The sequence below is a fragment of the Xanthobacteraceae bacterium genome, from assembly GCA_019454205.1.
Classification (GTDB): domain Bacteria; phylum Pseudomonadota; class Alphaproteobacteria; order Rhizobiales; family Xanthobacteraceae.
Map to the genome: position 1 here is coordinate 2211398 of CP075369.1, position 26399 is coordinate 2237796.

The window sequence follows — 26399 nt, forward strand, 5'->3', positions numbered from 1 at the left end:
CCTGTTCTGAAAAACCAGTGTTAGCTGCGCCGCGGAGCGGTCGTGCCGCGGGCATCACGAAACAAAAAGCCGTAATTGCCGGTCCCCAGCTTCACTACGTCGCCATCCGTCAGCTTACCAGACTCCACGGCGGCGCCATTAACGAGGATCGGATTGATCTGATCGCGATATTCCTTCGTCCGGTTGATGATCTGGAACGTCCCGTCTGCCCCTACCCATAGCACCGCATGGTGCCGGGAGACGGTCAATTCATTGGGATCGGTCACGACATCGTTATCGGTTTCGCGGCCGATCGCGACCCGTTCCTTGCGGACCGGCACGGTGCCCGGTTCGCCGTTGAACTCCAGGAATGCAATCGGGGGCGTTTCCCGGATTTGGGTCGCAGGGGCCGGGCCTTTCGGCTTTGCAGCCGTTGCGGTTGTCGCTTCGGCCGGTCTGGCGGCAGTTGGTGCATCGACGGGCCGGGCCGCAGTCGGAGCATCGACAGGTCTCGCGGCGGTTGGCGCGTCGACCGGGGAGAACGCCGTTCGCGGATCCTCTCTGGCCGGCCCGGCAGAAGTTTTCGGCTCCTCCCACGCGGGCGCCGGCGCGGTGCCGGATGGCCGTGCCGAGGTCGGCGCGTCTTCCTGCAGGATGCGTGGCGCAGGCACCGGTTCAGGCTTCGCGGCGGCAGCCTTGCGGCGCCGCACCGAACGGCGGATCGAACCCGTGATGATGAAGCCAATCAGGATTATCGCAATTGCGATCAGCGCGCCCGCGATGCGGGTGATGTCTTCGCTAAACCAGGCAATGACCTCGTTGAAGTAGCCTTCGTAGTCGATCCCCATCGGGGTCGCCTGATCCTCGCCGTTCACGCTGGGGCTGGCGACGCCGGGAGACAACACCGTGCTGAACGATGTACGCCCGCCTTCCGGGTGGCGGATACTCACGTTCACCGCTTGCGGGATATTCTTCTCCGGCGCTTCCGCCTCGATGAGAACGCCCGCGATCAGGCGTCTCGGAAAATCGAGTTTCGTGCGCGGCGCGAGTGCCAGCCGCGGACCGGGTGACTGCACATAGAAACCTTGCGTCTGGTCCGCAAGCGTCGTCAGGCTCTTGAGCGCCGTAAGGTCGCGCTGCGTCTCGTAATAGCCGATGGTGACGATGCGGATGTTGAGCCGCTGCGCGGTCTCGATGACCTGCTGGAGCGTAGTGTCCTTGTCTTCAGCCTTGCCATCGGTTGCGATGACGAGGACTTTGCGCGGACCCGGCGTTTGCGCAAGGCGCTGCATGCCTTCGATCGAAAGGCGATAGAGATCGGTCATCTGGCCGCCGGCCTGAATTTTCTCAAGCGCCGATGCAACCGCTGTCTTGTCGGTGGTGAAATCCTGCAGAAAATCCAGTTTGCCGTCGAACGAAGCCACCGCCACCCGCTGCCGCGGACCAGACTGACGGAAAATATCCGCGAGATCGCGCGCGGAGCGGCGCACCGTATCGAGGCGGGCCGGATCGCTGCGATCCACCATCAGGAGAAAAACGGTTTCGTCGTCGGCGAGGTTGTGCGGCCGGAAAGCGACCGTCCAGCGGTTCGCGGGATTGCCGCGTTCCTCGATCTCGACGCCGAGCACGGACACCGGATCGATGAAACGCAAATCGCAACGAAGCGTAGGACGCTGCCCGGCGCGGTTGCCGCGGCAGAACACGGTGCCGCCGCGAACCTGCCGCCGCTGGATATTCTCGATCTTGCCCGCGATGTTGTCGCGGACGTTGGTGGCGACCGGCGAAGTAACCGCCGGGCTTTGGGCGAGCAACGATCCCGAATAACCCGCCGCAACGGCCAGCAGCGCTCCTGCAACGAGGAAAGATGCAGGCCGCAAACGGCGGGCGGCGATCATAGCCTGCCCCACTCACCGCCCTTGAAGCGCCACCGGATCATGAAAATCTGGATGATACCGAGTACCGCGATGAAGGACGGAATAAAGACGCAAGCGAAATGAATGACGTAAAGAGTGTAATCGTGCGGGGACGCATTGCGCGGGCGCACGAAATCGAGCACGCCCCACCACACCAGGCCGAGCACGATGACGAACTCGATAATCGAGAAGAAAAAGAAGAGCGCGAACGGCCAGTCGCGCTCCCATCGCCACTGCTGAAAGTAGATGTAGACCATGTCCATGATCAGCCCGACGATCAGCAGAAGCGAAAGGATCTGGAACGGCACGATCTCGTAGTGCCAGCCGAGCAAGGGAAGCCGCGGACTGCCGGGACCGGCCGCGAACAGCGAAAAGAGAAACGTGACCGGAACGCCGATCCAGAGAAACAAAAGGATTCGGGTCAACCAGCGGCCTTTCAGAGACGGTACCATTCAATCCCCCAAAAATTCGAGTGCCGATGCGGAGAAGCGCGCTCTACGGCGCGCGTCCCGTGCACCAGCGCATCCATTGACCGAACGAGCGTAGCGGCCCGAATAGTGAAATTTCCGGCGCGCCGAGCGTGGCCATATGATCGACCGAGCGGAGCGCTGAATATTGCATGCCGAGGAAGGTATCGACGCCGGGCATCGGCCCGCGCGCTGTAATCTGTCCCGCCGCATAGGTGCGCCCTGTGCCGTTGCGCATGCCCGGAATCTCGAAATCCGGCGTCACGAAAATTCCTCCGTAAGCCGGCTTCGGTCCGCCGAAAATTTCGTTGCGCGGCAGCTTGTAGGTTTCGAGCAGGTCTTTCAGACACGGCGAATGCGTAACGTCGCCGATCAGACCGGTGCAATCGACCACGTAATCCGCGAGCACCTCGGTCGGCGGCGCGCCCTTTGCACCCTTCAGCTTCATCTGAATCTTGGTGCCCTGATCGGTCTTGACCAGTTCGAGCGTTTCGAAATGGCCGAACACCGGCTTGTACCAGCCGTCGCCCAGGCCGAGCTGGATGATGTTGCGCCAGTCGCGCCGGTCGGCGGTCGTGGTGCCGCCGATCGCGTCGTAAATCTTCGAACGCTCTTCCGGCGACGCGCGCTCGGTCTCGCGAAGATGTTGCCCGCCCCAGGTCGACTTGGGCCAGTTGAAGCCCTGATTTTCGATGTTGTTGTAGGTGTAGCGGCGCGTCCGGCCGTATTTCAGGCCCTCGTTGCGGCCCACCGGATTTCGCATCTGGTGGATGATCGTGATGTTCTTGTTCTTGTCGCGGCATTCGAACAGCCGCTGAATAATGCGCGAAGCGACGATGCCGCGGCCGCGAACGACAACCCCTACCGGCCGCTGGTCGCTCACCAGCGCGCGATACACGACTTCATGGTTTTCGTAGGCGTTGAACACGCGCGATTCTTCCGGATAGCGCGCCTTGAACGCCTGCAGGTCTTCGGTGAAGCGGGTCGCCGGATAGCCGGTGGAGATATGCAGGAACTTGCCGATCATGATGCGCTCGCGCGAACCGCCGCGCGCCTGGTCTTCCGGCACGCGATAAGCGACCGCATAGCGTTCGTCGTTGGTCTTGCGGATGCCGAGCACGCGGCCGGCCGTGAAGATTTCGCGCCAGTTGATGCGCTGGGCTTCGCGGTCGATCGACTTGAACACATCGCCCGAACGCGGCGTGTAGGTTTGCGCGAGCGACGCTTCGCCGAACACCTGGAAAATGTGCTTGAAGCCGCCGAAACGGAAGGAAGTCACGTCTCTCCACGTCTCGCGGCTCGCGTAACCGGGGAAACCCCAGATGTTGTCGGGCGTCGATTGCGAATTGGAACGCAGCCGCTCGTGCGGCGGAATCTGCGAGTTGCGGCATAGCCGCTGGTAGTTCGCATAGGGAATGACGTCGTCGCCGATGGCACGGATCGAACCCGCGCCCACGCCGAAGATGCGAAGGTGATCGGCCCATACGAAACTGCCCAGACCCGCACCGACCGAGATATACATCACCTCGCCGGCGAAATATTCGCTGCTCTTGATTTCCTGCGCGTTGACCATCTCGCTGGTGAAAATGTTGCGCGGAAAGCGCAGCTCTTTCGAATCGCTCTTGCCGCCGATGGCGAACTCGATCGACTCGTCGCGTTTCGCCGGCTTCGGCGCGGGAGCGGCGGTGGTGGCCGCGCCTGCCTGTTCGACGACCCGCGTGCTGCCGGGATCGGCGGCCAGCTTGGGCTTTTCGAGAACCGAAGACTGCACCAGATGGATTTCGAACTGCGCGATCCGGATCGGGAGCGCGCCGTCCCACTTCTCCTGGTCTACTTCGGCGTCACCGATATAAGTGCGGTTGGTGCTGCCGCGGTCGGCAACTGCCATGCCGTCTTCGCGCACGACAAGCATCGCGTGCCTGCGCGAGACTTCGGGCGCGTCCAGCATGATCTGGTTGTCGTCGGTCCTGCCGATCGCATAGTCGCCGACCTCCGGCAGGGAGATTCGTTCGACGCGCTTCAGCGGGCCTTCGCCGCGCTGATAGATGTCGAGCAGGATGGGAAATCTGATCATCGTTTTCTCCGGAAGGCGTGTTTATCTCAGGATGACGGTACCGAGGTGCTCGGTCAGACGGTGTCCGCACCAGCGGCAGTTGCCGTGCCAGTCGTGCGCGTTCAGCAGTTCGCAGTTGTGGCAGCGGGTCGCCTTGCTGTTCTCCACCAGAATGTCGGCGGCGATACCGTGGAAGTTGACGACGTCCAGCGCGTGCAAATGGAAACTTTTATCCGGCGGGCACTCGGCGTTGTTCAGCTTCACGCCGCGCTCGCCATAAGTCGTCAGCACGCCGAATTTGCCGCCCGTGGAAATGGTGCCGAGCAACTGTCCCGGTCCGCTGTTGGCATCGATGTGTTCGCCGCGCTCGAATACGATCCTGTTGCCGTCCTTGAACGCGCCGAGCGTCTGTTTGCCGATTTCGAAGCGCTTCGCGTTCTTGCCCTCGCCTACCTTCACGAAGAACTCGCCGCCGGCGCCGCGACTGGCTTCCGGCACGCTCACCTTGAACTTGTGCTGGCCGATCTCGAAGCGGCCGCCGCTGGCAAGCTCGGTAGCCTGCCCGGACTTCATCCGGCTGCCGTTCAGCGACATGCCGTTGGTGCTTTTGTCGGTGATCGTTATCCGGCCACCGGACTCCTCGATCACCGCATGGGTGCGCGAAATCGACCGGTCTTCGGGATCATGACCGATGCGGATTTCGTTTTCGGCGCCGCGTCCGATGCGGACCGGCAAGCGGAATGAGCGTGTCGCACGTTCTCCGTTCCGGGAAACTTCGATTTCAATCGTTTGCATGAAACATCAACGCTTCTTTTTGAGTACGAACCGGGTTTCGCTTTCGGTCAGGCGGTGGCCGCACCACCTGCAATTTCCGTGCGGGTCATACGGATTGAGCAGGCGGCAGGTATGATTGTGGCACCGGCTGGCCTTCATGTCGGGTAACATGATGTCGACCGAGACCCCTCCGAAGTTCACAACATCGAGAGGACGCAGTTCGTGCGATCCTCCCCTCACATCGAGGTGATTATTGATGTTGATTCTGGCGGCAGGCTCTGCGGCCGCCCGCAATACGCCAAGTTTGCCGCCCTTGAAGATCATGCCGAGCAACTGCTCGCCGTCGAGGCGCTGGCGCGCGATGATGTCGGTATAATTGGTGTCTTCCGAGAACGGCGCTTCCTCGAAGCGGATGCGGTCCCCGCTCTTGATGACGAGCAGCAGGCTTTCGCCGATCGGAAACGCCTTCTCGTTGCCGCCGCCCTCGGCCACCACATAAAATACCACCGGCGCGTTGGGATCGCGCTGGACGCGGGAGACCCGGAACTGGTGTCCGCGCACTTCGAACGTGCCGCCGTCGGCGAGCGCCTGCGTCTCCCCGGTCTTCATGATCCGGCCGTTGAAATTCGTCCCGTTCGTGCTCTTGTCGGTGATCTGCAGGTGACCGCCACTCAAATCGACAACAGTATGCAAGCGCGAAATGGTCTGATCATTCGGCTCGTGGCCGATGCGGATAGTATTGCCGTTCCCGCGACCAATTTTTAGCGGCAGCTTGTGACGGCCGTGCGTCCGCTGCCCGTCCTTGATCATCTCGACATCGACGAAGTCGTCCATGTTTGTCGCTTCGCGTTGGCCACCCGGAAGCTGCTTTCCCTGGCGGCGAGGTCAGAATTTTCCCGCACGAGCGCGTCTTGTTGAGAGCCCCCCGGCCCCAAAAGAATAGTCGCCAAAACTGGCGGAAAGCAACGGCTTACGACCTTTTCCCTGCCTCCGGGAACGCCGGAATCGCCCCTGCTGGCTGCTATTTGATCAGCCTGAAATACCCTTCCCGCGCTCCCTGCTTCGTGCAGAACCCGCTCCAGAGCCGGGCATTGCGGTAATGCCCCTGGACCGAGATTCCGTCCCGCGAACGCTGCCCGGTACGCAGTACGACGATGTTCTCGTCCCGGATGTCGATATAGCCCGTGCGCTGGTCGATGGTACCGGTCCAGCGGTAGTCGTCGCTTACGAAGGTGATCGAACCGTTCTGCACGACGACATTGCTGATGTCGTACCGCGCCCGGCAGGTATCGGTATTGGTCCCGACATAACCGCGGATAGCGTTGTATATGCCGTTCGGAACTTCCAGACAGCGATCGGAATTCTGCGCATTCCTGATCTCGTCACGCAGCCCGGAAAGCCGGGAGCTGGACGGAAACTGGTTCTGCAAGCGGCTCAGGCAGTGGTCGAAGCTGCAACTGGAAGCACTGCTGATGCACTGCGATGCAACACGCGCAAGCTGGTTCTCCAGAACGGTGCGCGCCTGCTGACCGTAGCCGCCGGAATTACCGCAACGGCTGACATACTCTGTGAGAAGAGACTCCGAACCTGAAATCGCGTTGTTATAAGGAGTACTCTGCTCGCAATAGGGCACTTCCTTCGGCCCCGCCTGACACTGCGGACGGCGCTTGGTCTGCTCGATTTCAGAGCGTACGCGCTCGATGCCGGTACCGTCCGGGATCGCGCTTTGATACGCGCTGAGACATTTATCGAAATTGCAGGATGTCGCCGCGTTGATGCACTGAAGCGCTTCCGCGAACTTGCGATCGACCAGCGCAATCTTCGCCTGCGGACCGAAACCCTGACTTACATTCCCGCACCGCACGACATAACTCGAGAGCGCCGCGCCGCCGTCGCGTAAAGCATCCTGATATGGCTGCGCCTGCTCGCAGAACGCGGTTTGCGGTAATTCCTGTTTCGCAGCGAACCGGGGCAGCAGGAATACACCGGCCGCGATTACACCTGCGATGCCAAGCGCGATGAAGGGCCACACCGGAGACTTCGAAGACCTTTCCGGCTCTGGCGGCGGCGGTGGCGGAGGAGGTGGTGGCGGCGCCTGGTCTTTCTTTGCTTCGCCTTTCCCTGCATTACCGGTGTCGATCTCTGTTTTTGGTTCGTCTTTCCCGGTTTTTTCTTCGTCGCCCTTTTTCTCTTTCGTCTCGGCCACCGTTGGCAATATGCCGGCCGGACCCCATCCGAGATTGGCGCGAAATTCCTCGATACTTGCCTGACGATCATTGAGCGCGAGGCTTAGTCCCTTGTCGATGGCTTGCGCCATCGATTCCGACACCGCGATCTTCGCGGTGTCGCCGATTGATGCGTAAGGATCCTTGCCACGCGACGCGAGACGTTGCATCGCCTTTCCCGGCGGACGCCCGGCAAGTGCGAAGTACATGGTCCCGGCCAGCGCGAAGATGTCGGTATACATCCCCATCGGCCGGTCGTGATCGGGATGCTGCTGTTCGGGCGGCGAATAATCGGGGCGCAACTGCACCGCGCTCGAAAACGTACCGCTCGCATGCAGGTCCTGCTTCAGCGCACCGAAGTCGATGAGAACCGTGCGTCCGGCTTTATCGACCATGATGTTGTCTGGCGATATGTCGCGATGCAGATGCTTGCGCCCATGCAGATATTCAAGCGCGTCCATCACCGGACTAAAGGTCTTGCGTAATTCTTCGAGAGAGGAAACGTGGCCGCCCTTGTCGACCCACATCTTCGCCAGCGGATGTCCGTCGATAAATTCGGTGATCATGTACCCGGTGTTGTCTTCACCGATGTAGTCGATCACTTTCAGGATGCTGGGATGGTCGAACTTGCGCTGCAATAGCGCGGTCTTACGATACGACTTCAGCACGCTTTCGAAAGTGTCGCGCTCGCGCTCGTCGTTGACGATGATGGTGCCGCCGTGCCGGCTGGCGATCGAAGCCGGCAGAAATTCCTTGATGGCAACACGGACTTCCGTATCGGGGTTATAGGCTTCGTACACGATGCCAAAACCGCCGCGGCCGATCACGCGCACGATCTCATACCCGGCTATCCGGGTACCGATCGGCAATGCATGCGGAAAGATACTCATCCCGGCCCGTTACGCGGCTTCCCCAACCTCATCTTACCGTGCCGAGGCAACCGCGCCAGACCTTACTTTCGCGCGGCCTCTATCACGCCAAAACAACTTCCAAGCGGCCCGGTGCCGGTGAACGTACCTTCCACCTTCGTATCCAGCACTTTGCCGACATAAAGCAGGTGCTGCTTGAAGGCGAAACCTTTCTGGTTCGTCCTCTGGCGAACGATCTCTACCCTGAAGCTCCCGTCTTCCTTGACGACGCCCTGAAGCAGGTCTTCGCGGTTGCCGAAGGTGATTTTTCCGTCCTCGACATTAAAGGCGATCCCGTAGACCTCGCCGGTCTTGCAAGCCTGCAAGGGACGCCCGGCGTTGAGCGGTACTTCGCGCACAATTCTGTTCGTACCCGTAAAATACAGTTTCGTAGAAACGTCGGCGGATTGAAATACTGCCGCGACCTTGAAATGACAAACGCCGCGAGGCCCCGTAACGCTTACTTCGCCGGCGGCCTCTTTCTCCTTGAACAGCACGTTCACCAATAGTCTTTGATTGATGCTCGTGCCTTTGATGTTGACCGCGCGACTTCCCTCATATTTCAGCGCGCCGCCCTGCAACTCCACCGGTGTCGCATGCTGATTGATATTAAACGTGGCGCTGCCGCCCGAAACGATGAATTCGATCGGACGTGGCTCGCCGGGGCTGCAGCCATTCACCGGCAGGGAAGGGTTGTTCGGCACCGCCCGGACCACTTCCATCGTTCCGACGTACCTGCCGTCCGCCACCTCGACCTTGATTGCATCGATCTCGGTTTTCGCCTGTTCATGGTGCGCGCAGATTTTGCAGGTCGTCAGGTAATTTTGCAGGCGCTCGCGACTGCCCCTTGCCCGCGAAAATTCCGTCGATTCGCGTTCGGCGAGTAACGCCTTTTCCAGAGATTCGATTTCTGCCGAGGCCTCGTTGCGGAAGCGGCATTCCTTGCAGCTTGCGAGATAAGCGCGCAGCGCGGCAATGTTTCCTCGCGCACTTTCGTAGGTTTTGCGCTCGGCTTCCGAAGCAGCTTCGCGCAGCTTACGCTCGGCATCCGCGGGAGATTCACCCTCCTTCTTTTCGGGAGGTAATTGCGGCTGCACTTGCGGCGTTTGTGTTGTTTGCTGCGTTTGCGACGGCAACGAAGGTTCCCGCGAGGAGAAATAAAATAGAAGACTCCCGGCGATGACCGCCGCGACGCAAAGCGATGCGATCAGCGCGAAGCGCGATTTATGCTGCTTCGGCGGCAACGCCATCGAATGGCCGCTCGACTGATGCGGAAGCGGCGCCGGCTGATTGTCATAAAGGTTCGGCGCGTTCATTTCCGGCGCAAGTTTTTCCGGATATTCGACCCGCGACTCCTTTACGTCCCATCCCAGCAGCTTCGTGAATTCCGCCAGATCTTTCGGGCGCTTGGTAATATCGAGAGACAAAGCGCGATCGATCGCGGCGTAAATCTCTTCGGGCACCTTGACGCGGGAGGCTTCTGCCATCGGTGAATAAAGATCGGCACCCTGTGTTAAGCGCCCTCGCCATGGCCCGCGCCGGCGGGTGACCCGCCAACGCCGCATACATCGTGCCGGCGAGCGCGAAAATGTCCGTGTAGAAACCCATCGGACGCTTCTTGTCCGGTACCTGCTGTTCTGGCGGCGAATAATCCTCCTTCACAACGACCAGACTGCTGATACGGGAATCTTGTCCGACATCTTCCTTGAGCGCACCGAAATCGATCAGAACCGGACGCCCGTCCTTGGTCCACATGATATTGTCGGGCGCAATATCGCGATGCAGATAACCGCGCGAATGAATGTAGGCGAGCGCGCTGATCATCGGCTCGAACATCTTGCGGAATATGTCGTAGGACGGAACGCGTCCGCCGTGCCGGTTCAGGACGGCGCGCATCGGCTCGCCGTCGATAAACTCCGTCACCATGTAACCGGTATTCTTGGCGCGGATATAATCGTAGATTTTCAGGATATTCGGGTGATCGAACTTCAATTGCAGCAGCGCGGTGGAGCGGTAGCGCGCCAGCACTTTGTCGAACACGTCCCGCTCGCGCTCGCTGTTCAGGACGATGGTTCCGTCCTGACGGCTCGCAATCGAGCTTGGGTAATATTCCTTGATCGCGACGCGCTGTTCGGTGTCGCTGTTATAGGCCTCGTAAACGATCCCGAAGCCGCCCTGCCCGATGACGCGAACAATTGCATAGCCACCAATGGCGTGACCCACAGGCAGCGCATGTTTGGGGTGATCAGTCATTCCCCTTCCCTCTGTCCCTATCTGGGATTGTGCGCAAAGAAGAGGGACGCGCCAAATGGAATTTTAGTGAGAAGGCGGGATTACCCCCGTAGGCGTGGAAAAAGTTCCGAAGTCCGGGGTAGCGCTCGCAGCCGCTGCGCTATTCGTCCCTCTTGTGCGGCCCGCCGATGCCGTGGATGCCTTTCAACTCCATCACAATATCGAGAATTCGTATCTGGCTGTCGCGGTCGCCGTGCAGCACTTCAATATTGATGTAATTGCTGATGCCCTTGAGTGCAGCATAGTTCGACATGGAGCAGTCGTTCTTCGGCGAGACCATTTCGTAGAGGACGTTGATCCCTCTTTCGTTCAGCGCCTTCACGAAGGCGGCGAGGTCCGGATTTGCGTCGGGCCGCCGGATGGAAGCTACAAATATGAGCGTATCGTCCGGCGATTGCGCCGCCATTGGATGCACGGCGCGGAACGGCATCGCGCTGCGTGGCGGCTTCTGCATCGAGATATGCCCCTTGCCGCCCTTCTGGTCGCCTTCATAGCCGCGCTCGTTCGAATGCAACGCCATGATCGGCTGGCTGCGATCCCATAACCGCAGAAAGCGCTTCGTGTATTCCGGCGAAGCGGCGTTCTGTTGCGGGCATTTCTCGCCCGTGTCGGCGTCGAAGTTGCGGTTAGGGTCCTGCGTAGCGTTGAAACGCTTGCCGCCGGTTTCCACCGCCACCATGGTGCCGCCGTAACGCAGCACGCCGTAGACGCCGCTGTCGAACGCGGCATTCTCGTTGTCGTGCGGGATGGCCCAGAGCGGCCCTTTCGGATTCTTGCGGTTCTCGACGATCTGGAGGACCCAGCGCAGATTACCTTCGGTGAAGACTTCCAGCCGCAGGCACAGATCGGGCGAAGCCAGCCGCTTCGCATTGCGCTGCACGTCGCCATCCCTGTCGTAGAACTGGTCGGGCGTCAGGCAAACGCCTTTCGGCGTGGTTCTCGCCGCGGCCTTTTCCTTGTTCTCTTTATTATCCGTGGCCGCAGGGTCGTCGCCGGAAGTCTCGGCCTTCTTCTTTTTTGCCGGTTTCTTCTTGGCAGGTTCGGCCTTCTCGGACTTCTTTTCCGGCGCAGGCTGCGTGTATCCGTGCCCGGCGAACAGGAGCATGGCGCCGCTCACCGCAAATGCGGCCATCCATCGGAAAGCCCGTGCCATCGCTTCGTCCGCCTCTGCCGCGCCCTGCCCCGGATTCGCGTCCGAACGGGGCGGTTTTATGTATCACGAAAAATGAGTCGCCCCGTGCTGCCCCCGCACGGCTTGCCCGAAGCGGGCCGGAACATTATGTGTGTTCCATCCGAGGGGTGCCCGGACGGGCTGAGATGGCGAGGAGCCAAACCCTTTGAACCTGATCCGACTAAGATCGGCGGAGGGACCGGACATGCGAAACACCGATGCGCTTGCGAGCGAGGGCCTGGCTCTTACCGTGAACGGCGAACCCGTGCGCGTCCGCGCGGTGAACGTCACGGAACTCCTTGCTGTGCTCGGTCACGAAGGCGGCTTTGTCGCGGTCGCCGTCAATCGCACCGTTATCCCTCGCCGGCGCTGGCTTGAGACCAGGCTCAGCGAAGGCGACCGCATCGAAATCGTCACGCCCAGGCAGGGCGGCTAGGAAACATCCATGAGCAAGCTCAATCTCTACGGCGAAGCCTTCGACAACCGCCTCCTGATCGGCACCGCGCGCTATCCCTCGCTCTCCGTCATGCAGGAAGCCGTAAAAGTATCGAGCGCGGAAATCGTCACCGTCTCGGTCCGCCGCGAGAACGCGGGCGGCAAGGACGGCGACACCTTCTGGAACATCATCCGCGAACTGAACGTGAAGGTGCTACCGAATACGGCGGGCTGCTATTCGGTGGAAGACGCCGTGAACACCGCGCAACTCGCGCGAGAACTGTTCGACACCAAATGGATCAAGCTGGAAGTGCTCGGCGACCGCACCACCCTGCAACCCGATGTGGTCGGCACGCTGGAAGCGGCAAAAATCCTCCTCGCCGACGGCTTCGAGGTTTTCCCCTATTGCACCGAAGATCTCACGCTCGCGCGGCGGCTGGTGGATGCCGGCTGCCGCGTCGTCATGCCGTGGGGTTCGCAGATCGGCAGCGGCAAGGGCATCGTGCATGAAGAAGCATTGCGCCGGATGCGCGCCGAGCTTCCCGGCGTAGCACTCATTATTGATGCCGGTCTGGGCGCACCCTCTCACGCCGCGAAGGCGCTGGAGATGGGATACGACGCCGTACTGCTCAACACCGCGGTCGCAGGCTCCGGCGATCCGGTGAAGATGGCGCAGGCCTTCAAACAAGCCATCGCAGCCGGACGCGCCGCGTTCGAAGCCGGCATGATGAAGCCACGCGAGATCGCACAGGCCTCCACTCCCGTAACCGGGACACCGTTCGCAGCCGCCAATGCCCGCATATCCTGACCGCTTCTATCCCGTCGTCGACAGCGTGGCGTGGATCGAACGGCTCGCGAAACTCGGCGTGCGCACCGTGCAACTACGCGCGAAAGACCTCGACGCAACGGCTGCGAACGAAATCGTGCGCGATGCGCTGAAAGCCGCAGAAGGCACGGCCTGCGAAATCGTCGTCAACGACTACTGGCAGGCCGCCATCGCGCAAGGCGCGGATCATCTCCACCTCGGTCAGGAAGACATCGAGACCGCCGACATTCCGACCATCAAGAAAGCCGGAATCACGCTCGGCATTTCCACCCACGACCATGACGAGTTGAACATCGCACTCCGTCACAAGCCCGATTACGTCGCGCTTGGACCGATCTACGAAACCACGCTGAAGAAGATGCGCTTCGCGCCACAGGGCTATGCGCGCATCACGGAATGGAAGAAGCTCATCGGCAAGATTCCGCTGGTCGCCATCGGCGGCATCAAGCTGGAACACGCGAAGGATATTTTCTCCGCAGGCGCCGATTCGATCGCTGTGGTGAGCGATGTCACGCTGAATCAGAATCCGGATCAGCGGGTGCGTGACTGGTTAGCACTCACTATCGCCTGATTTTCGTCATAGACCTTTCCTGACGGCGAACGTGCCCGTGAATATTCGCGCGTAAAGTTCCATTATCGCCAAAATTCCTTTTCCGGCACACATCGCAGACTCATTGCTCGGTCTTCTTCCGCCGCGGTTGGGGCAAAGGAGAACGAGATGAAGCGTACTAAAATCATCCCGCTACTTTTTGCCATTACGGCAGCAGTGCAAACTGCGAGTGTGGCGAGTGCGCAGAACGCGCAGGAGTTTCTTATCAACGAGATGCGCGGCGATCACGGTGCGCAACGTATCCAGCAATCGCAACGGCCCGCCGCGATGCGGCCCCGCCATAGTGAGCGCCAGAACGAGCAGGTTGCATTCACCGGCCTGAATCTCGGCGGTTCATGGCTGACATCGAACATGGGCGCGACGCGTCCGCAAGGCGCGCCCGGCGCGTGGTGCGGCTATGCGATGCGCATGGAAATGATCTCGCAGGGATACGGAGACCCGGGACAAGCATTCAATCACGTCAGTCACTGGTGCAAGATCGGTTCGCCCGCGCCGGTCGGCGCGGTCGGTTCGATCTTCGTATCGCGCGGCCACGTCTCCAAGGTCGTTGCCGGCAACTGTCCTCCGGGCCGCGTCGCGACGATTTCCGGCAACGCCAGCGGTCGCCGCGTCTCGATCATGTGCGAACCGGTTTCGCGCATCGTTTGTTCGCGCTGGCCGGGCCGCGCACAGGCTTCATTGAACGCACAGTAAAGCCGTAACGAAAAATGCCTGCGGCTGCCTCGCGGCGGCCGCAGGTTTTTTTATTCAGGAACGAGATTGGTGGGCCTGCCTGGACTCGAACCAGGAACCAGACCGTTATGAGCGCAGACGATAATTCGACTGACGTTGAAAATACAGACGAATTTGGCTCGTTTGATCGCGATTTTTGACGTTCTTACGCGGATATCATTGGCGAAACATTGGCGGAGCGATGGACCTTAAGTGTTTTTCCGACACTCGAACGTACTTGCAGCGTTGCTCAACGCAAGTGCTTTCCGATTGGTAAAGGCTGATCGACCTTCTCGTAGTCGTTCCACGGATTTGCTTTGGACTTGTCGCCAACCGACGCCGGGCGACCGTTCTTAAGCTTTTTCAGAGAAGCCCATGAAACCGGAACAGCATAGGACGCGCCTTTACGTGCACGGGATGAATAGGGAGAAATCGCCGTAGCACCGCGTTGATTGCGCAGGTAGTCCACGAAAATCTTTCCTTTACGGCGCGCCTTCGACATGGTCGCTACATAGCGCTCGGGATTTTCTTCTGCCATGACGCGCGCCATCGCTTCCGCGAATTCGCGGTGCTGGTCCCATGAATGTCCGGAACGCAGAGGCACGACCACATGAATACCTTTGCCTCCTGAAGCCATAGCAAAACTTTCCAGGCTGATGGCTTTCAACCGTTTTCGAAGATCGAGCGCGGCATCGATTACGGCGCTGAACTTCAGGCCTTCATCCGGATCGAGATCGAATACCATCCGGTCCGGCTTTTCGACCTCGTCCGCGTGCGATCCCCAAATATGTAGCTCGAGCACGCCCATCTGGACCGCGGCAATCAAACCTTTCACGTCCTCGATATAGAGATACTCGCCGCTGCCGCTTTTCTCCTTGATTTTCACCGCACGGAATTCTTCCGGCCAGCCTTGTGAAGCATGCTTTTGAAAAAAGCAGTCTTTCTCTTGCCCACGTGGACAGCGCACCAGACTCAATGGACGGTTGACGATATGCGGCAACATCACATCCGCAACCCGCAGGTAGTGGTCGATCAGTTCACGCTTGGTGATGCCCTGCGCAGAAAACAGCACCCGATCGGGATGCGTGACCCGCACTCCTTCAATGAGTTCTTCGTCGCTGCCTGATTTTCTGGATTGCGCGGCTTTTGATACAGCCATAGGCGTCTCCTTTACGATCTCACGCGGCGGCTTGTCCTCACGCAATCCCTTGAAGACTCCCTGCCTGATTACGCCTTCGCGCGTCCATCCACGAAATTCGATCTCGGCGACGAAAACGGGATCCAAAAACCGCGCCTGCCGCTCGATAGAGCGGGGAATGCCCGCGATCGCAGGCCTGTTGCGGGCGTAGCGGGAAAATTTTTCCTCCAGCTTTGCAAGTCCCGCCATCGAATAGCCGCTACCGACGCGACCCGCATACCGCAGACTGCCGTTCTCGTGGATCGCGAGTAACAGCGAAGAAAACGGACGCTGCGGCTTGGGGGATGGCCGCCAGCCGATAATAACAAACTCCTGCTCCATGCCGCACTTGACCTTGAGCCACTGCAGGGTGCGGCCCGAGCGATATGGGGCGTCGGCACGCTTCGAAATAATTCCTTCCAATTTCATGTCGCAGGCATGTGCATAGACGCGTGCGCCGCCACCAGTCAGATGATCGGAGTAAACCAATGGAGATTTTTTCGGCGCTGTGTTGAGCAGTTCTCTCAGCAACTGCTTGCGCTCCAATAGTGCATGCTTGCGCAGGTCGCTGCCATTCAATTCGACCAGATCGAAAATGTAGTAGTTGAAGTCTTCGCTGCGGCCGCTTGCAAGTGCATCCTGCAGCGCCCCAAAATCGGTATGTCCCTGCGCGTCTGCGATCGCGATCTCACCATCCAAGAGCGCGTTTTCACAGCTGAGTTTTTCCAGCGCGGGAACGAGGGCTGCGAATTTTCTGGTCCAGTTATGACCGTTGCGGGTATAAATCCGTGTTGCTCTGCCGCCGACCGCTGCTATTGCGCGGTAGCCGTCGTACTTAATTTCATGCAGCCATTCGTCGCCGTGCGGGATTGCATCGACCAATGTCGCTAGTTGCGGCTTGATGAAGTCCGGCGGGGGCGCGCTCTTTCGCGCACGTTTACCCCTTGCTTTTTTCGCACTGATCTTTGGTTTTCGCGGCTGCGGGTGCTTTGCGCGCAAGCCGCGCGGACGCCGTTCAGAACTTAGAGCGGCAATGTTTTCGGCAACGGATTTCTTCGAATGCCAGATCCGATCTGTTCCGGCGATTTCGTTCATATCTCTGCCGCTGCTGACGCTGGTCAGTTCTGTTTCTACTGTCGAGTTTCCATCTGCGCGCGCGAACTCATCGCGCTCTTTGATGAGCAGCCAGTTTTCCTTTCCGTTTTTCTTCTGTCTGTCCGCACGCAGCTTGACCAGCGTAAACGCGCCCTGAATGCGCTTACCGTGAACCTCAAACTTGAGCTTACCGCTCTTCAATCCTTCGTCGGGATCGCCGATCGGCGACCACGTGCCGGTATCCCAGAGCATGACAGTACCGCCGCCATATTGTCCCTTCGGGATCGAGCCCTCGAACGAGCCGTAGGCAATCGGATGATCTTCCGTCCTTACCGCAAGCCGCTTGTCGGACGGACTGAAGCTGGGGCCGCGCGGAATCGCCCAGCTTTTCAAGACCCCGTCGTGCTCCAGCCGGAAATCAAAATGCAGGCGTCTGGCCTGATGTTTTTGAATCAGGTAACTGCGCCTTCCACGTTTTGAATTTATTTTTCCGGCGGGCTCGGGAGTCTCCTTGAAATCTCGCTTCGCCCGATATGTGGCGAGCCGGTCGGCCATGACTACGCTGCCTTGCGCTTGCTTCGGCGCGCCGACTTGGCCGCTCCTTTCGACGCCCGCTTCGCTGGCTTCGGCTTCTTCGCTGCACCTTCGCCCGACTTCTGCTTTCCGACGCTGCGTTTCAGCGCGTCCATCAGACTGATGACGTTGCTTGCGACTTCGGGCTCCTCGATTTCACGCGGAGGACGTTTCTCTAGCTTTGCGTCGATCAGTTCGTGCATCGCTACCGTATAGGAATCCTTGAACTCCTTGGGATCGAACTTCTTCGACTTCTTCGCAATCAGTTCCTCGGCCAGATCTACCATTTCCGAAGGCGGCTTTTTCGCCGGGACGTCATCGAAGAAGGGGTCGGCTTTGCGGAGTTCGTCAGGATAGCGCAACGTCTCCAATAGAAGGCCTTTGCCGCAAGGTTTGATCGCAACGATCGAACTTTGTCCACGCACGACGATCTGCCCGAGCCCTGCCTTCTTTGTTTTGCGAAGCGCGTCTCGCAATACGACGTAAGCTTCCTGACCGTCCTCTTCGCCCTCCGGAGCAATATAAAAAGGCCGGTCAAAATAAATCGCGTCAATCTCGGATTGATCGACGAACTGTACCAAATCGATTGTGCGCTTCGCTTCGAGTTTTACGCTGTCGATCTCTTCGTCGGAGAGAAGCACGTACTTCCCTTTATCGACTTCATAACCTTTGACAATGTCGTCGGTATCAACCGGCCCTACGCCTGGCACTACTTTCTCATAGCGGATGCGTTTGCCGGTGGGTTCGTGGATTTGGTTGAACGATATGCGGGACCCGCTTTTTGTGACTGCAAATAGCTGAACCGGAATAGAAACCAGTGACAGGCGAATTCGGCCTGACCAATATGCGCGGGCGGGCATTACCTTAACTCCGCAAATGGGGTCTGGAACCTTTATGCGAAACACCGATCCTTGGGGATTTGTTCCTTCCGTTTGGTCAGTGAAAATCCCTAGACTTCGGCAAAATCCGGATATTCCGCGGATGCTGGCGGCCGGTGCGGTGATCCTGTGCGGGACGCGTCGCTTCGTCGACATGGCTTAAGGGCACAAAGGCATTCGCCTCCGAAAGCCTCCGCAACTCGCCGCTGCGGTCTTGCAGGCGATCCGCAACAAGATGGACAACACCCTCCTCGCTACGCTGGATGCGGCCTTCGACGAGCACGATACGCGCGCCCATGACTTCCTTACGGAAGCTTTCGAAGGTTTTTTGCCAGACCACGACATTTGCAATTCCGGTTTCGTCTTCAATCGTCATGAAGACGACACCCTTCGCAGTGCCGGGCCGCTGGCGGACGAGCACGGCGCCCGCGCAACGAAGATACTTCCCATCTTTCATTTCGGTAGCATCGCGACAGGAAAAGACACCCTCGCTTTTGAATAGATCGCGCAGGAATTCCATTGGGTGACCCTTGAGCGAAAGGCCGAGCGTCTGGTAGTCCGCCACAACGTGTTCGGGAAGCGGCATCACCGGTAATGGTTTGATCTCCTCTCGAGGATGTTCGCTTTCCTCGAGCGCCGCAAACAGAGGAAGCGTTGCGTCATCCGGGAGCCGACGCGCAGCCCAAAGTGCCGCGCGCCGGTCGAGGCCGATCGAGCGGAAACAATCGGCGTCAGCCAAGAGCAGAATTGCCTTCTTCGGAAGTTCCGTGCGCTGTGCGAAATATTCAAGCGAGCGGAATCCGTCGCCGCGCCGCGTCACGATCAGTTCTTCCCACTTGTCCTGGAATCCTTCGATATTGCGGAAGCCGAGGCGCACTGCAAATTTCCCGCCTACCGGCTCAAGCATGTTGTCTAACGCGCTGAAATTGATATCCGCCTCGTACACCAAGGCACCGTTCTGCCGCGCATCGCGCACGAGGCTCGCGCGCGTGTAGAATCCCATCGGCTGCGAATTCATGATCGCGCAGCAGAACACTTCCGGGTGACGGCACTTCAGCCAGGCCGAAACGTAAACCAGAATGGCGAAGCTCACGGCATGGCTTTCCGGAAAGCCGTAACTGCCGAAGCCTTCGATCTGCTTGAAACAAGCCTCGGCGAATTTTCGCTCGTAGCCGCGCCGCACCATGCCCTCGACGAACATGAATTCGTAATCATAGATCGTGCCCACGTTGCGGAAGGTCGCCATCGCACGGCGAAGACCATTTGCTTCCTCGTCGCTGAACTTGGCGGCGGTGATCGCAAGCTGCATGGCCTGTTCCTGGAACAGCGGAACGCCGAGCGTGCGCTCCAGCACTTTTTCAAGTTCGTTCTCTGGCCCGTGCTCCGGCGCAGGCGACGGATAGCTAACGAGCTTCGGATTCTTCCGCCGTTTCAGGTAAGGATGCACCATGTTGCCCTGGATCGGACCGGGTCGCACGATCGCGACCTCGATCACAATGTCGTAGAAACAGCGCGGTTTCAGGCGCGGCAGCATGTTCATCTGCGCGCGGCTCTCTACCTGAAACACGCCAAGCGATTCCCCGCGCGATAGCATAGCGTAAACTTGTGGGTCGTCCTCGCGCTGAAGCTGCTCGATCGTGAGCGCCATGTCTTTGTGTAGCTTCAAAAGATCAAAGGCCTTCCGGATGCAAGTCAGCATGCCAAGCGCGAGCACATCAACCTTCATCATGCGCAGATGATCGATGTCGTCCTTGTCCCATTCGATGAAAGTGCGATCGTCCATCGCGGCATTGCCGATCGGCACCATTTCGTCGAGGCGATCCTGTGTGAGTACGAAGCCGCCGACATGCTGCGAAAGATGACGCGGGAAGCCGAGCAGTTCGGTCGCAAGCCTGACCGCCTGCTGGATCGCGGGATTGTCGGGATCTAGCCCCGCCTGCCTGATATGCTGCTCGGGGATACCACTGCCCCAACTTCCCCAGACTGTGTTCGCGAGTGCTGCGGTGACATCCTCGGTAAGCCCGAGCGCCTTGCCTACATCGCGGATTGCGCTACGAGGCCGATAGTGAATGACGGTCGCAGTAATACCGGCACGGTGGCGGCCGTAGCGCTTGAAGACATATTGCATGACTTCTTCGCGGCGCTCATGTTCGAAATCGACGTCGATATCGGGAGGTTCCTTGCGTTCGCGCGACAGAAAGCGAGAGAACAAAAGGTCGGTTTTACTTGGGTCGGCGGCGGTAACGCCCAGCACATAGCAAACTGAAGAATTAGCGGCAGAGCCTCGCCCCTGACAGAGAATGTCCTGCGACCTCGCGAAGTGCACAATGTCATGAACGGTGAGAAAATAATGCGGACACTTCAGCTCGGCGATCAGCGCGAGTTCATTGCGGAGATTTTTCTCTATTTTTTCAGGAACGCCCGCTGGATAGAATTTTCGCACGCCTTCCCACACCAGATCGGACAGATGCTGATCCGCGCTCTTGCCCGGCGGCACCGGTTCATCAGGATACTGGTATTGCAGTTCCTTCAGTGAAAAGGAGATGCCGCGCGCGAAACGCAGAGTCTCCGTGACGGCTTCGGGCGCATCACGAAACAGCCGTGCCATTTCATAGCCAGGCTTCAGATGCCCCTCGGCATTTGATTCCAAAATCCTGCCGGCTTTCTCGACACTGGTTTTCTCACGAATGCAGGTCAGCACGTCCTGCAACGGCCTACGATCGGGGTGGTGATAGAGCACGTCGTTGGTCGCGAGCAGCGGAACGGCAGTCTGGCGGGCGAACATTCTCAACTGATCTAGACGGCGGCGGTCTCTGCCTTGTCGCGGCATCGTCGCGCCGAGCCAAACATTGCTTTCGCTGCAATCGCGAAGCCGGTCCAGCAATCGCAATGTTTCTTCATCGAGCTTCGCGTGCGGCATGAGAACAAGTTGCAAGCCCAAGCGAAACTCGAGCAAGTCTTCGAGTTTGAGAATGCACTGCCCGCTTTCCCTCGTCGCAAGCTTGCCTTTGGTGATAAGGCGGCAAAGTCTGCCGTAAGACGCGCGATCTTTCGGATAGGCGAGAATATCAGGTGTGGTGTCTGTGAATACGAGCCGCGCCCCAACGAGATATTTCGGCGCAGGCCCGGGCAGCTTGTCGTTCTCCAGTTCGGCAAAGCCGCGGACTACACCGGCAAGCGTGTTGCGGTCGGCAATACCGATCGCTTCCATCCGGTAATCTGCCGCCTGCGCGACGTATTCCTGTGGATGCGACGCGCCCCGCAAAAAAGAGAAATTCGTCGTGACTCCGATTTCAGCATAAGGAATGTGCGGCGCGTTCATGCGAATAGCCCATGCATGAACCAGCGCGGTGCGGCGGTATCCCGTTCGTAGAAGCCATCACGATAGAGCCAGAAGCGGCGGCCCCCCTTGTCCTCAACCTGAAAATAATCGCGCGTTTTCGCCTCCAGATCGCGCCACCACTCCATGGCAATACGCTCTGGTCCCTCGGATCTCACGATCTCATGAGTCGCGCGCCGCCAGACGAAAAGCTTCGGCGGGCCATCCGGCACATCGATGTATTTGCTTTCGATTGGCTCCGGAGGTGAGAGCATGTGCAATGGGCGGCGCGGTGTATCCTGCGGCAGACGGAGTTGCGGCCATGGACTCGGATTGGTGCCACGCTGCGCCGGACAGAATGCAGCGGCATATTCCGGGACATGCGTATCTACCGACAAAAAACGCGTGACACGGCTCGGGCCGAAGCGCGCAGATAAGCGGTCGATCAGGTCCGCGATTTGCCGTTCATCCTGCCAAGACTGAAACGCGACGGAAGAATATTCGAGTTTTTCCGTCGCAAGCGCGGCAAGCCGGATCAGATCAAAACCGAAACCGGGATCGACCGGATCTGCTAGCACTTCCAGCCGCTCGGCATAATAAGTGCCGATAGCAGCAGCGTCGCGGAGCGGCCTGCCGACATCGAGCGCGATATGGCGCACGGCCCCATCAGTACGAAAGAAGGAGGATTCAAACCTGCGCGCACCCTGCCCGCGTTCTTCAAGCAGGCTCTGCAGAGTAGCAGCGAGCGAGGCGATAATTCTGCCGATCACTTCGCTCGTGGCTACAGGCTCGGCGAAGCGCCGCTCGGCTACATAATCCGGCAGTGCCCGGCGCGGGATAATAGGCTGCCCGTTTCGTCCAAGTGCCTGCATCAGCAGAAAACAAAATCCCGCTCCAAAGCGCGCGGTCAGTTCGGAAGAAGAACGGCTCGCCACCTCGCCGATGGTTTTCAGCCCTGCGCGCTTCAACGCATGAACGATTTTCTCGTCAATGCCGAGTACGGATACGGGAAGCGCGGAAACGGCGTCCTTTTCTTTTCCATTCTCGATGATGCTGCCACTCGCGCCTCTGGCCAGAGTATTGGCAGCCACCGCCGTGCCGGCAATTGCCGCTTGCACATCGATTTCCTGCCTATGCAGAAAATCACAGATTATGTGCAGCATCTTCGCCTCGCCTCCGAAAAGATGTGCGCAGCCGGAAATGTCGAGATACAAGCCATAAGGCCGGTTGATCGCGACCAGCGGTGTGAAGCGATCGCACCAGTCGGCAATCGCTTCGAGTAGCGCGATGTCCGCCACGTCATCCGCCTCGACGACATCAAGCGCCGGTACGCGCGCACGCGCATCCGCCAGCGGCAAGCCAGGATGCAGGCCTTCCCGTACTGCGCATTCGTCCACGGCCGTCAGCTGTAAAGTGTTTTCGATTTTCGCGACGACGACAAGCGGCAGGTCAGCCGACGTCTCTCCAAGGCGCTTGCGATTTCGCTTGATGCGATCCAACGCGAGCATAGGGAATTCGAGGGCGAGAATTCTGCGGGACTTCTCGGAATACGCGGGCATCACAACTCCACTCCATCGCCCACGCGCCGGTCTGCCCATGCCGGTTGCGTGCAAGCGTTGCTGCAAACAGAGGATTTCCCCAGTCCTCGACAAAATCAGGCGTGCGTTCCGCGCGAACGAACCAGCGGGTTTCTGCCGTACTCGGCATGATTTCCGGCGCAGCAATGCGAATTAAAAAAAGCGTCACGCGAGACGCGCCCGCGCGCAGCGTGAACTTGCGCGAGGCGACGAGATCGAGCGCTTTCGGCTGCTTGCGCACTTCCAGCACGATCGCGCCGAGCGCCTTGCAGGATAATGAGTCGGAAGCCGCACGCAGTGCTTCGTTTGCGCTTCTCGTCTGCACGAGCAGCAAACGGTTCGGATCAACGCCCAGATCGTGGAGTCCTTGCGCGGAAAGCTGTCCGCAGAGCTGCGAGGTGAAGTCTTGTCTCACCCAAAGCAGGAACTTCCGCTCATTGGAAACGCGCAGCGAAAGCATCGCTGCAAACGCGGAAGCCGAAACCACATCACGCTCCTCCGCGTAAATCTCGTGCAGCGCGCCCGGAAGAATTCCGCCCAAGAGCGCCTGGTCCGCACCGTCATGACCGAGCGGAACTTTTTTATTTTCTTCAGCGAGCGACACGCCCGCGCGCTCGATACGAGCAATGGTCTCGCGCAGTGCTGCAAGAGAAACGCGGGCCATCAAAAACCTATTTCCTATGTTCATGTTATGTTCTATAGAACTGAAGGAAGAGTCAATGGCTTTGAAGGCGGCATAAGACAATGGAATTAAAGCGAAAACTTGAAATCCTGGCAGATGCCGCCAAATACGATGCTTCTTGTGCCTCAAGCGGCGGCGAAAAGCGCAACTCCGCTGATGGCAAAGGCCTTGGCTCCATCACCGGCGCCGGTATCTGCCACTCCTACGCACCGGACGGACGCTGTATTTCGCTTCTGAAAGTGCTTCTAACGAATGCCTGCGCCTTCGACTGCCTTTATTGCGTGAACCGCGCATCGAGCAATGTGCCCCGCGCACGCTTCACTGTTGAAGAAATCGTCAAGCTCACGCTCGATTTTTACAAGCGCAATTACATCGAGGGATTGTTTCTCTCCTCCGGGATCATTCGCAGCGCGGACTACACCATGGAGCAGATTGTGCGCGTCGCTCGCAGCTTGCGCGAGGAGCACCACTTCCGCGGCTATATCCATCTGAAAACCATTCCCGATGCCGATGAGAAGCTGATCGAACAAGCAGGCCGCTATGCCGACCGCATGAGCATCAACATCGAGCTGCCGCGCGAACAGAGCCTGCAGAAACTTGCGCCGGAGAAAAATGTGCGCGCGATCCGCGCGGCAATGGGCAAGCTGCGGCTGAAAATCGAAGAAGCGAAAGCCGAAAAGAAAGCACCATGCTTTTCTCCCGCCGGTCAGGGCACGCAGATGATTATCGGCGCGGATGCAACGAATGACCGCCAGATTCTAGAAACAAGCACTAATCTTTACGCATCCTATCGCCTGAAGCGCGTCTACTACTCCGCCTTCAGTCCGATCCCTGATGCGAGCCGCTCGCTGCCCTTGCAGGCACCGCCGCTCGTTCGCGAGCACCGCCTGTATCAAGCCGATTGGCTCGTCCGCTTTTACGGCTTCAATGTCGATGAAATCGCTTCCGGCAACGACGGCATGTTACCGCTCGACATCGACCCGAAACTTGCCTGGGCGCTTGCAAACCGAGACCGCTTCCCGCTCGACATTAATCGTGCCTCGCGCGAGGAATTGCTTCGTGTTCCGGGGCTGGGTGTGAGGAGCGTTGACCGCATTCTTTCCTCCCGCCGCTTTCGTACCATCCGCGCCGATGATCTGAAACGGCTTCATGTATCACCGCGGAAGGTATTGCCGTTTCTGGCATTGGCCGATCACACGCCATCCATCCGGCTAATCGATGCCGACAATCTGAAAAGCTATTTCGTGCCCCAACCGAAGCAACTTGCGCTGGCCCTATCACGCGGGTGATCCGTCTAAAATCTGCCATCGACTTTGCCGGCTGGCGCGCACATGCGCGCGCGCTCTTGATCGAACGAGTGCATCCGAATGAAGTGCGCTGGCTTGCGGATGGCGAAGCCGACGATTTGTTTGGCTTGGACGCAAAATACGATGGCGCACGGATATTTTCAGGTACCGCCGGCATACCTGCGGTTCCGGCTTCCTTCCTATCTCTGGCGAAGAAAGCGGCATTACACCGCGATCCTGAGCGCTATGCCCTGCTCTATCGCCTGCTCTGGCGCCTGCAACGCGAGCGCGGCTTGATGGAAGTCAGCCTCGACCCGGATGTGTCGAGGCTACGCGATCTCGTAAAATCCGTTCGTCGCGACCAGCATAAAATGACCGCCTTCGTTCGCTTCCGGGAAATGGAAACGCCGGATGGCCCGCATTTCGTCGCATGGTTCGAGCCGGAGCATCACATTGTCGAAGCGACCGCTGATTTCTTTGTGAAACGTTTTGGCTCGATGCGCTGGTCAATCCTGACACCGCAGGCCTGCGCGTATTGGGATTTGCATAAGCTCGCTTTCACACCAGGCGCGAGCAAGAAGGACGCACCGACCGAAGACGCGCTGGAAGAATTCTGGCGCAGCTATTACGCCAGCATCTTCAATCCCGCACGTCTCAAACTCGACGCGATGCGAGCGGAAATGCCTCAAAAATACTGGCGGAACCTTCCGGAAGCTCCGCTGATTAAGTCTTTGACGGCTGATGCAGGACGGCGGGCCATGGATATGGTGCGCGCGGGTGCATCGGCGGCAAAGGCTAATATGCAAAAGCTGGAACTGATGCCCGCCTCACCCAAACCGAAATCCGACCAGATCGATACTTTGCGTGAAGAGGCAGCAGGTTGCCGCGCCTGCCCGCTGTGGAAAGACGCCACCCAAACTGTATTTGGTGAAGGGCCTGCTAATGCGGAAGTGATGTTCGTCGGCGAGCAGCCGGGAGATCAGGAAGATTTGGCAGGAAAGCCATTTGTCGGTCCGGCCGGGCAACTATTCGATAAAGCTATCGCCGAGGTCGGCATCAAGCGAGGCAAAACGTACATCACAAATGCAGTGAAGCATTTTAAATTTGTTCCGCGCGGCAAGCGGCGTATCCACCAGAAGCCGAACACGAGCGAAATTAAAATTTGCCGGCAGTGGTTCGAGCGTGAGCGGGGCATCGTTCGACCCAAACTTATTGTCGCGCTTGGCGCGACCGCCGCTTATTCCGTATTCGGCAAGGCGATGCCAGTTCAGAAAAGCCGCGGCGAAATCGTGAAACTCGCGGATGGTACGCACGCACTGATCACTGTGCATCCTTCGTTCCTGCTGCGGGTTTTGCCCGAGGACCGCGAGCGCGAATACAAAGCCTTTTTGCGCGATCTGACCATCGCGCATCGCTATGTGGAAACGGAAATCCGGGCGGCGTAGTCG

At 59.0% G+C, this 26399-nt stretch carries 19 protein-coding genes and 1 riboswitch; of the genes, 6 read left to right on the forward strand and 13 right to left on the reverse strand.

The window, feature by feature from the left end; translation table 11 throughout:
• Positions 1-20 precede the first annotated feature (20 nt).
• The 8 genes from KF794_11095 to KF794_11130 all read right to left on the reverse strand — a co-directional run bounded on the left by KF794_11095 (position 21) and on the right by KF794_11130 (position 11743).
• Positions 21-1874, reverse strand: a complete 1854-nt coding sequence (locus tag KF794_11095) for a VWA domain-containing protein (protein QYK44325.1) — start codon at positions 1872-1874, stop codon at positions 21-23.
• Positions 1871-2344 (reverse strand): hypothetical protein, encoded by a 474-nt coding sequence (locus KF794_11100; protein QYK44326.1) that lies wholly within the window; start codon positions 2342-2344, stop codon positions 1871-1873. Before KF794_11100 ends, KF794_11095 begins: the two co-directional genes overlap by 4 nt.
• 43 nt (positions 2345-2387) lie before the next feature.
• Positions 2388-4433, reverse strand: coding sequence for an FHA domain-containing protein (locus tag KF794_11105; protein ID QYK44327.1), 2046 nt, complete (start codon positions 4431-4433; stop codon positions 2388-2390).
• Between the two features lie 21 nt (positions 4434-4454).
• Positions 4455-5207 carry an FHA domain-containing protein gene (locus KF794_11110; protein QYK44328.1) on the reverse strand — a complete coding sequence of 251 codons (753 nt, stop codon included), beginning with the start codon at positions 5205-5207 and terminating at the stop codon, positions 4455-4457.
• A gap of 6 nt (positions 5208-5213) precedes the next feature.
• Positions 5214-6020, reverse strand: a complete 807-nt coding sequence (locus KF794_11115; GenBank protein QYK44329.1) for an FHA domain-containing protein — start codon at positions 6018-6020, stop codon at positions 5214-5216.
• A gap of 187 nt (positions 6021-6207) precedes the next feature.
• Positions 6208-8301, reverse strand: a complete 2094-nt coding sequence (locus KF794_11120; GenBank protein ID QYK44330.1) for a serine/threonine protein kinase — start codon at positions 8299-8301, stop codon at positions 6208-6210.
• Positions 8302-9612: 1311 nt separating this feature from the next.
• Complete coding sequence (locus KF794_11125; protein QYK44331.1) at positions 9613-10572, reverse strand: serine/threonine protein kinase; 960 nt, start codon at positions 10570-10572, stop codon at positions 9613-9615.
• A 139-nt stretch (positions 10573-10711) separates the two neighbouring features.
• Complete coding sequence (locus KF794_11130; GenBank protein ID QYK44332.1) at positions 10712-11743, reverse strand: hypothetical protein; 1032 nt, start codon at positions 11741-11743, stop codon at positions 10712-10714.
• A gap of 153 nt (positions 11744-11896) precedes the next feature.
• Positions 11897-11999, forward strand: a riboswitch (TPP riboswitch).
• Between the two features lie 21 nt (positions 12000-12020).
• On the opposite strand from KF794_11130, the gene thiS reads away from it, so the two are divergent.
• The 4 genes from thiS to KF794_11150 all read left to right on the forward strand — a co-directional run bounded on the left by thiS (position 12021) and on the right by KF794_11150 (position 14346).
• Entirely contained in the window at positions 12021-12218 is a 198-nt protein-coding gene (gene thiS, locus KF794_11135; GenBank protein QYK46678.1) for a sulfur carrier protein ThiS, read from the forward strand.
• Between the two features lie 9 nt (positions 12219-12227).
• Positions 12228-13025, forward strand: coding sequence for a thiazole synthase (locus KF794_11140; GenBank protein QYK44333.1), 798 nt, complete (start codon positions 12228-12230; stop codon positions 13023-13025).
• Positions 13009-13614 carry a thiamine phosphate synthase gene (locus KF794_11145; GenBank protein QYK44334.1) on the forward strand — a complete coding sequence of 202 codons (606 nt, stop codon included), beginning with the start codon at positions 13009-13011 and terminating at the stop codon, positions 13612-13614. The genes KF794_11140 and KF794_11145 overlap by 17 nt, the downstream gene beginning before the upstream one ends.
• A gap of 147 nt (positions 13615-13761) precedes the next feature.
• A complete protein-coding gene (locus KF794_11150; protein QYK44335.1) occupies positions 13762-14346 on the forward strand; it encodes a hypothetical protein in 585 nt (194 codons plus the stop codon).
• A 268-nt stretch (positions 14347-14614) separates the two neighbouring features.
• Here the strand turns inward: KF794_11150 and ligD are convergent, their stop codons facing one another.
• From ligD to KF794_11175, 5 genes are all read right to left on the reverse strand, one after another.
• Positions 14615-17191: a DNA ligase D gene (gene ligD, locus KF794_11155; GenBank protein QYK44336.1), complete on the reverse strand. Its 2577-nt coding sequence runs from the start codon at positions 17189-17191 to the stop codon at positions 14615-14617.
• 2 nt (positions 17192-17193) lie between these two features.
• Positions 17194-18069 carry a Ku protein gene (locus KF794_11160; GenBank protein QYK44337.1) on the reverse strand — a complete coding sequence of 292 codons (876 nt, stop codon included), beginning with the start codon at positions 18067-18069 and terminating at the stop codon, positions 17194-17196.
• Between the two features lie 76 nt (positions 18070-18145).
• The gene (locus KF794_11165; protein ID QYK44338.1) at positions 18146-21409 is read right to left on the reverse strand and encodes an error-prone DNA polymerase; all 3264 of its coding nucleotides are present in this window, start codon (positions 21407-21409) and stop codon (positions 18146-18148) included.
• Positions 21406-22965, reverse strand: coding sequence for a DNA polymerase Y family protein (locus tag KF794_11170; protein QYK46679.1), 1560 nt, complete (start codon positions 22963-22965; stop codon positions 21406-21408). The genes KF794_11165 and KF794_11170 overlap by 4 nt, the downstream gene beginning before the upstream one ends.
• Positions 22856-23794, reverse strand: a complete 939-nt coding sequence (locus KF794_11175; protein QYK44339.1) for a DNA repair protein — start codon at positions 23792-23794, stop codon at positions 22856-22858. Before KF794_11175 ends, KF794_11170 begins: the two co-directional genes overlap by 110 nt.
• Between KF794_11175 and KF794_11180 the strand changes: the two genes are divergently transcribed.
• Together KF794_11180 and KF794_11185 are read left to right on the forward strand one after the other, a co-directional pair.
• A complete protein-coding gene (locus KF794_11180; GenBank protein ID QYK44340.1) occupies positions 23728-24954 on the forward strand; it encodes a putative DNA modification/repair radical SAM protein in 1227 nt (408 codons plus the stop codon). The two genes, KF794_11175 and KF794_11180, sit on opposite strands and share 67 nt — an antisense overlap.
• Positions 24951-26396, forward strand: a complete 1446-nt coding sequence (locus KF794_11185) for a UdgX family uracil-DNA binding protein (protein ID QYK44341.1) — start codon at positions 24951-24953, stop codon at positions 26394-26396. The genes KF794_11180 and KF794_11185 overlap by 4 nt, the downstream gene beginning before the upstream one ends.
• The last annotated feature ends 3 nt before the right edge of the window (positions 26397-26399 follow it).

Excerpts from the sequence above, each read along its gene's own strand:
- KF794_11095 (QYK44325.1), bottom strand. The coding sequence starts at position 1,874 with ATGATCGCCGCCCGCCGTTTGCGGCCTGCATCTTTCCTCGTTGCAGGA.
- KF794_11100 (QYK44326.1), bottom strand. The coding sequence starts at position 2,344 with ATGGTACCGTCTCTGAAAGGCCGCTGGTTGACCCGAATCCTTTTGTTT.
- KF794_11105 (QYK44327.1), bottom strand. The coding sequence starts at position 4,433 with ATGATCAGATTTCCCATCCTGCTCGACATCTATCAGCGCGGCGAAGGC.
- KF794_11110 (QYK44328.1), bottom strand. The coding sequence starts at position 5,207 with ATGCAAACGATTGAAATCGAAGTTTCCCGGAACGGAGAACGTGCGACA.
- KF794_11115 (QYK44329.1), bottom strand. The coding sequence starts at position 6,020 with ATGGACGACTTCGTCGATGTCGAGATGATCAAGGACGGGCAGCGGACG.
- KF794_11120 (QYK44330.1), bottom strand. The coding sequence starts at position 8,301 with ATGAGTATCTTTCCGCATGCATTGCCGATCGGTACCCGGATAGCCGGG.
- KF794_11125 (QYK44331.1), bottom strand. The coding sequence starts at position 10,572 with ATGACTGATCACCCCAAACATGCGCTGCCTGTGGGTCACGCCATTGGT.
- KF794_11130 (QYK44332.1), bottom strand. The coding sequence starts at position 11,743 with ATGGCCGCATTTGCGGTGAGCGGCGCCATGCTCCTGTTCGCCGGGCAC.
- KF794_11140 (QYK44333.1), top strand. The coding sequence starts at position 12,228 with ATGAGCAAGCTCAATCTCTACGGCGAAGCCTTCGACAACCGCCTCCTG.
- KF794_11145 (QYK44334.1), top strand. The coding sequence starts at position 13,009 with ATGCCCGCATATCCTGACCGCTTCTATCCCGTCGTCGACAGCGTGGCG.
- KF794_11150 (QYK44335.1), top strand. The coding sequence starts at position 13,762 with ATGAAGCGTACTAAAATCATCCCGCTACTTTTTGCCATTACGGCAGCA.
- ligD (QYK44336.1), bottom strand. The coding sequence starts at position 17,191 with ATGGCCGACCGGCTCGCCACATATCGGGCGAAGCGAGATTTCAAGGAG.
- KF794_11160 (QYK44337.1), bottom strand. The coding sequence starts at position 18,069 with ATGCCCGCCCGCGCATATTGGTCAGGCCGAATTCGCCTGTCACTGGTT.
- KF794_11165 (QYK44338.1), bottom strand. The coding sequence starts at position 21,409 with ATGAACGCGCCGCACATTCCTTATGCTGAAATCGGAGTCACGACGAAT.
- KF794_11170 (QYK46679.1), bottom strand. The coding sequence starts at position 22,965 with ATGCCCGCGTATTCCGAGAAGTCCCGCAGAATTCTCGCCCTCGAATTC.
- KF794_11180 (QYK44340.1), top strand. The coding sequence starts at position 23,728 with ATGGAATTAAAGCGAAAACTTGAAATCCTGGCAGATGCCGCCAAATAC.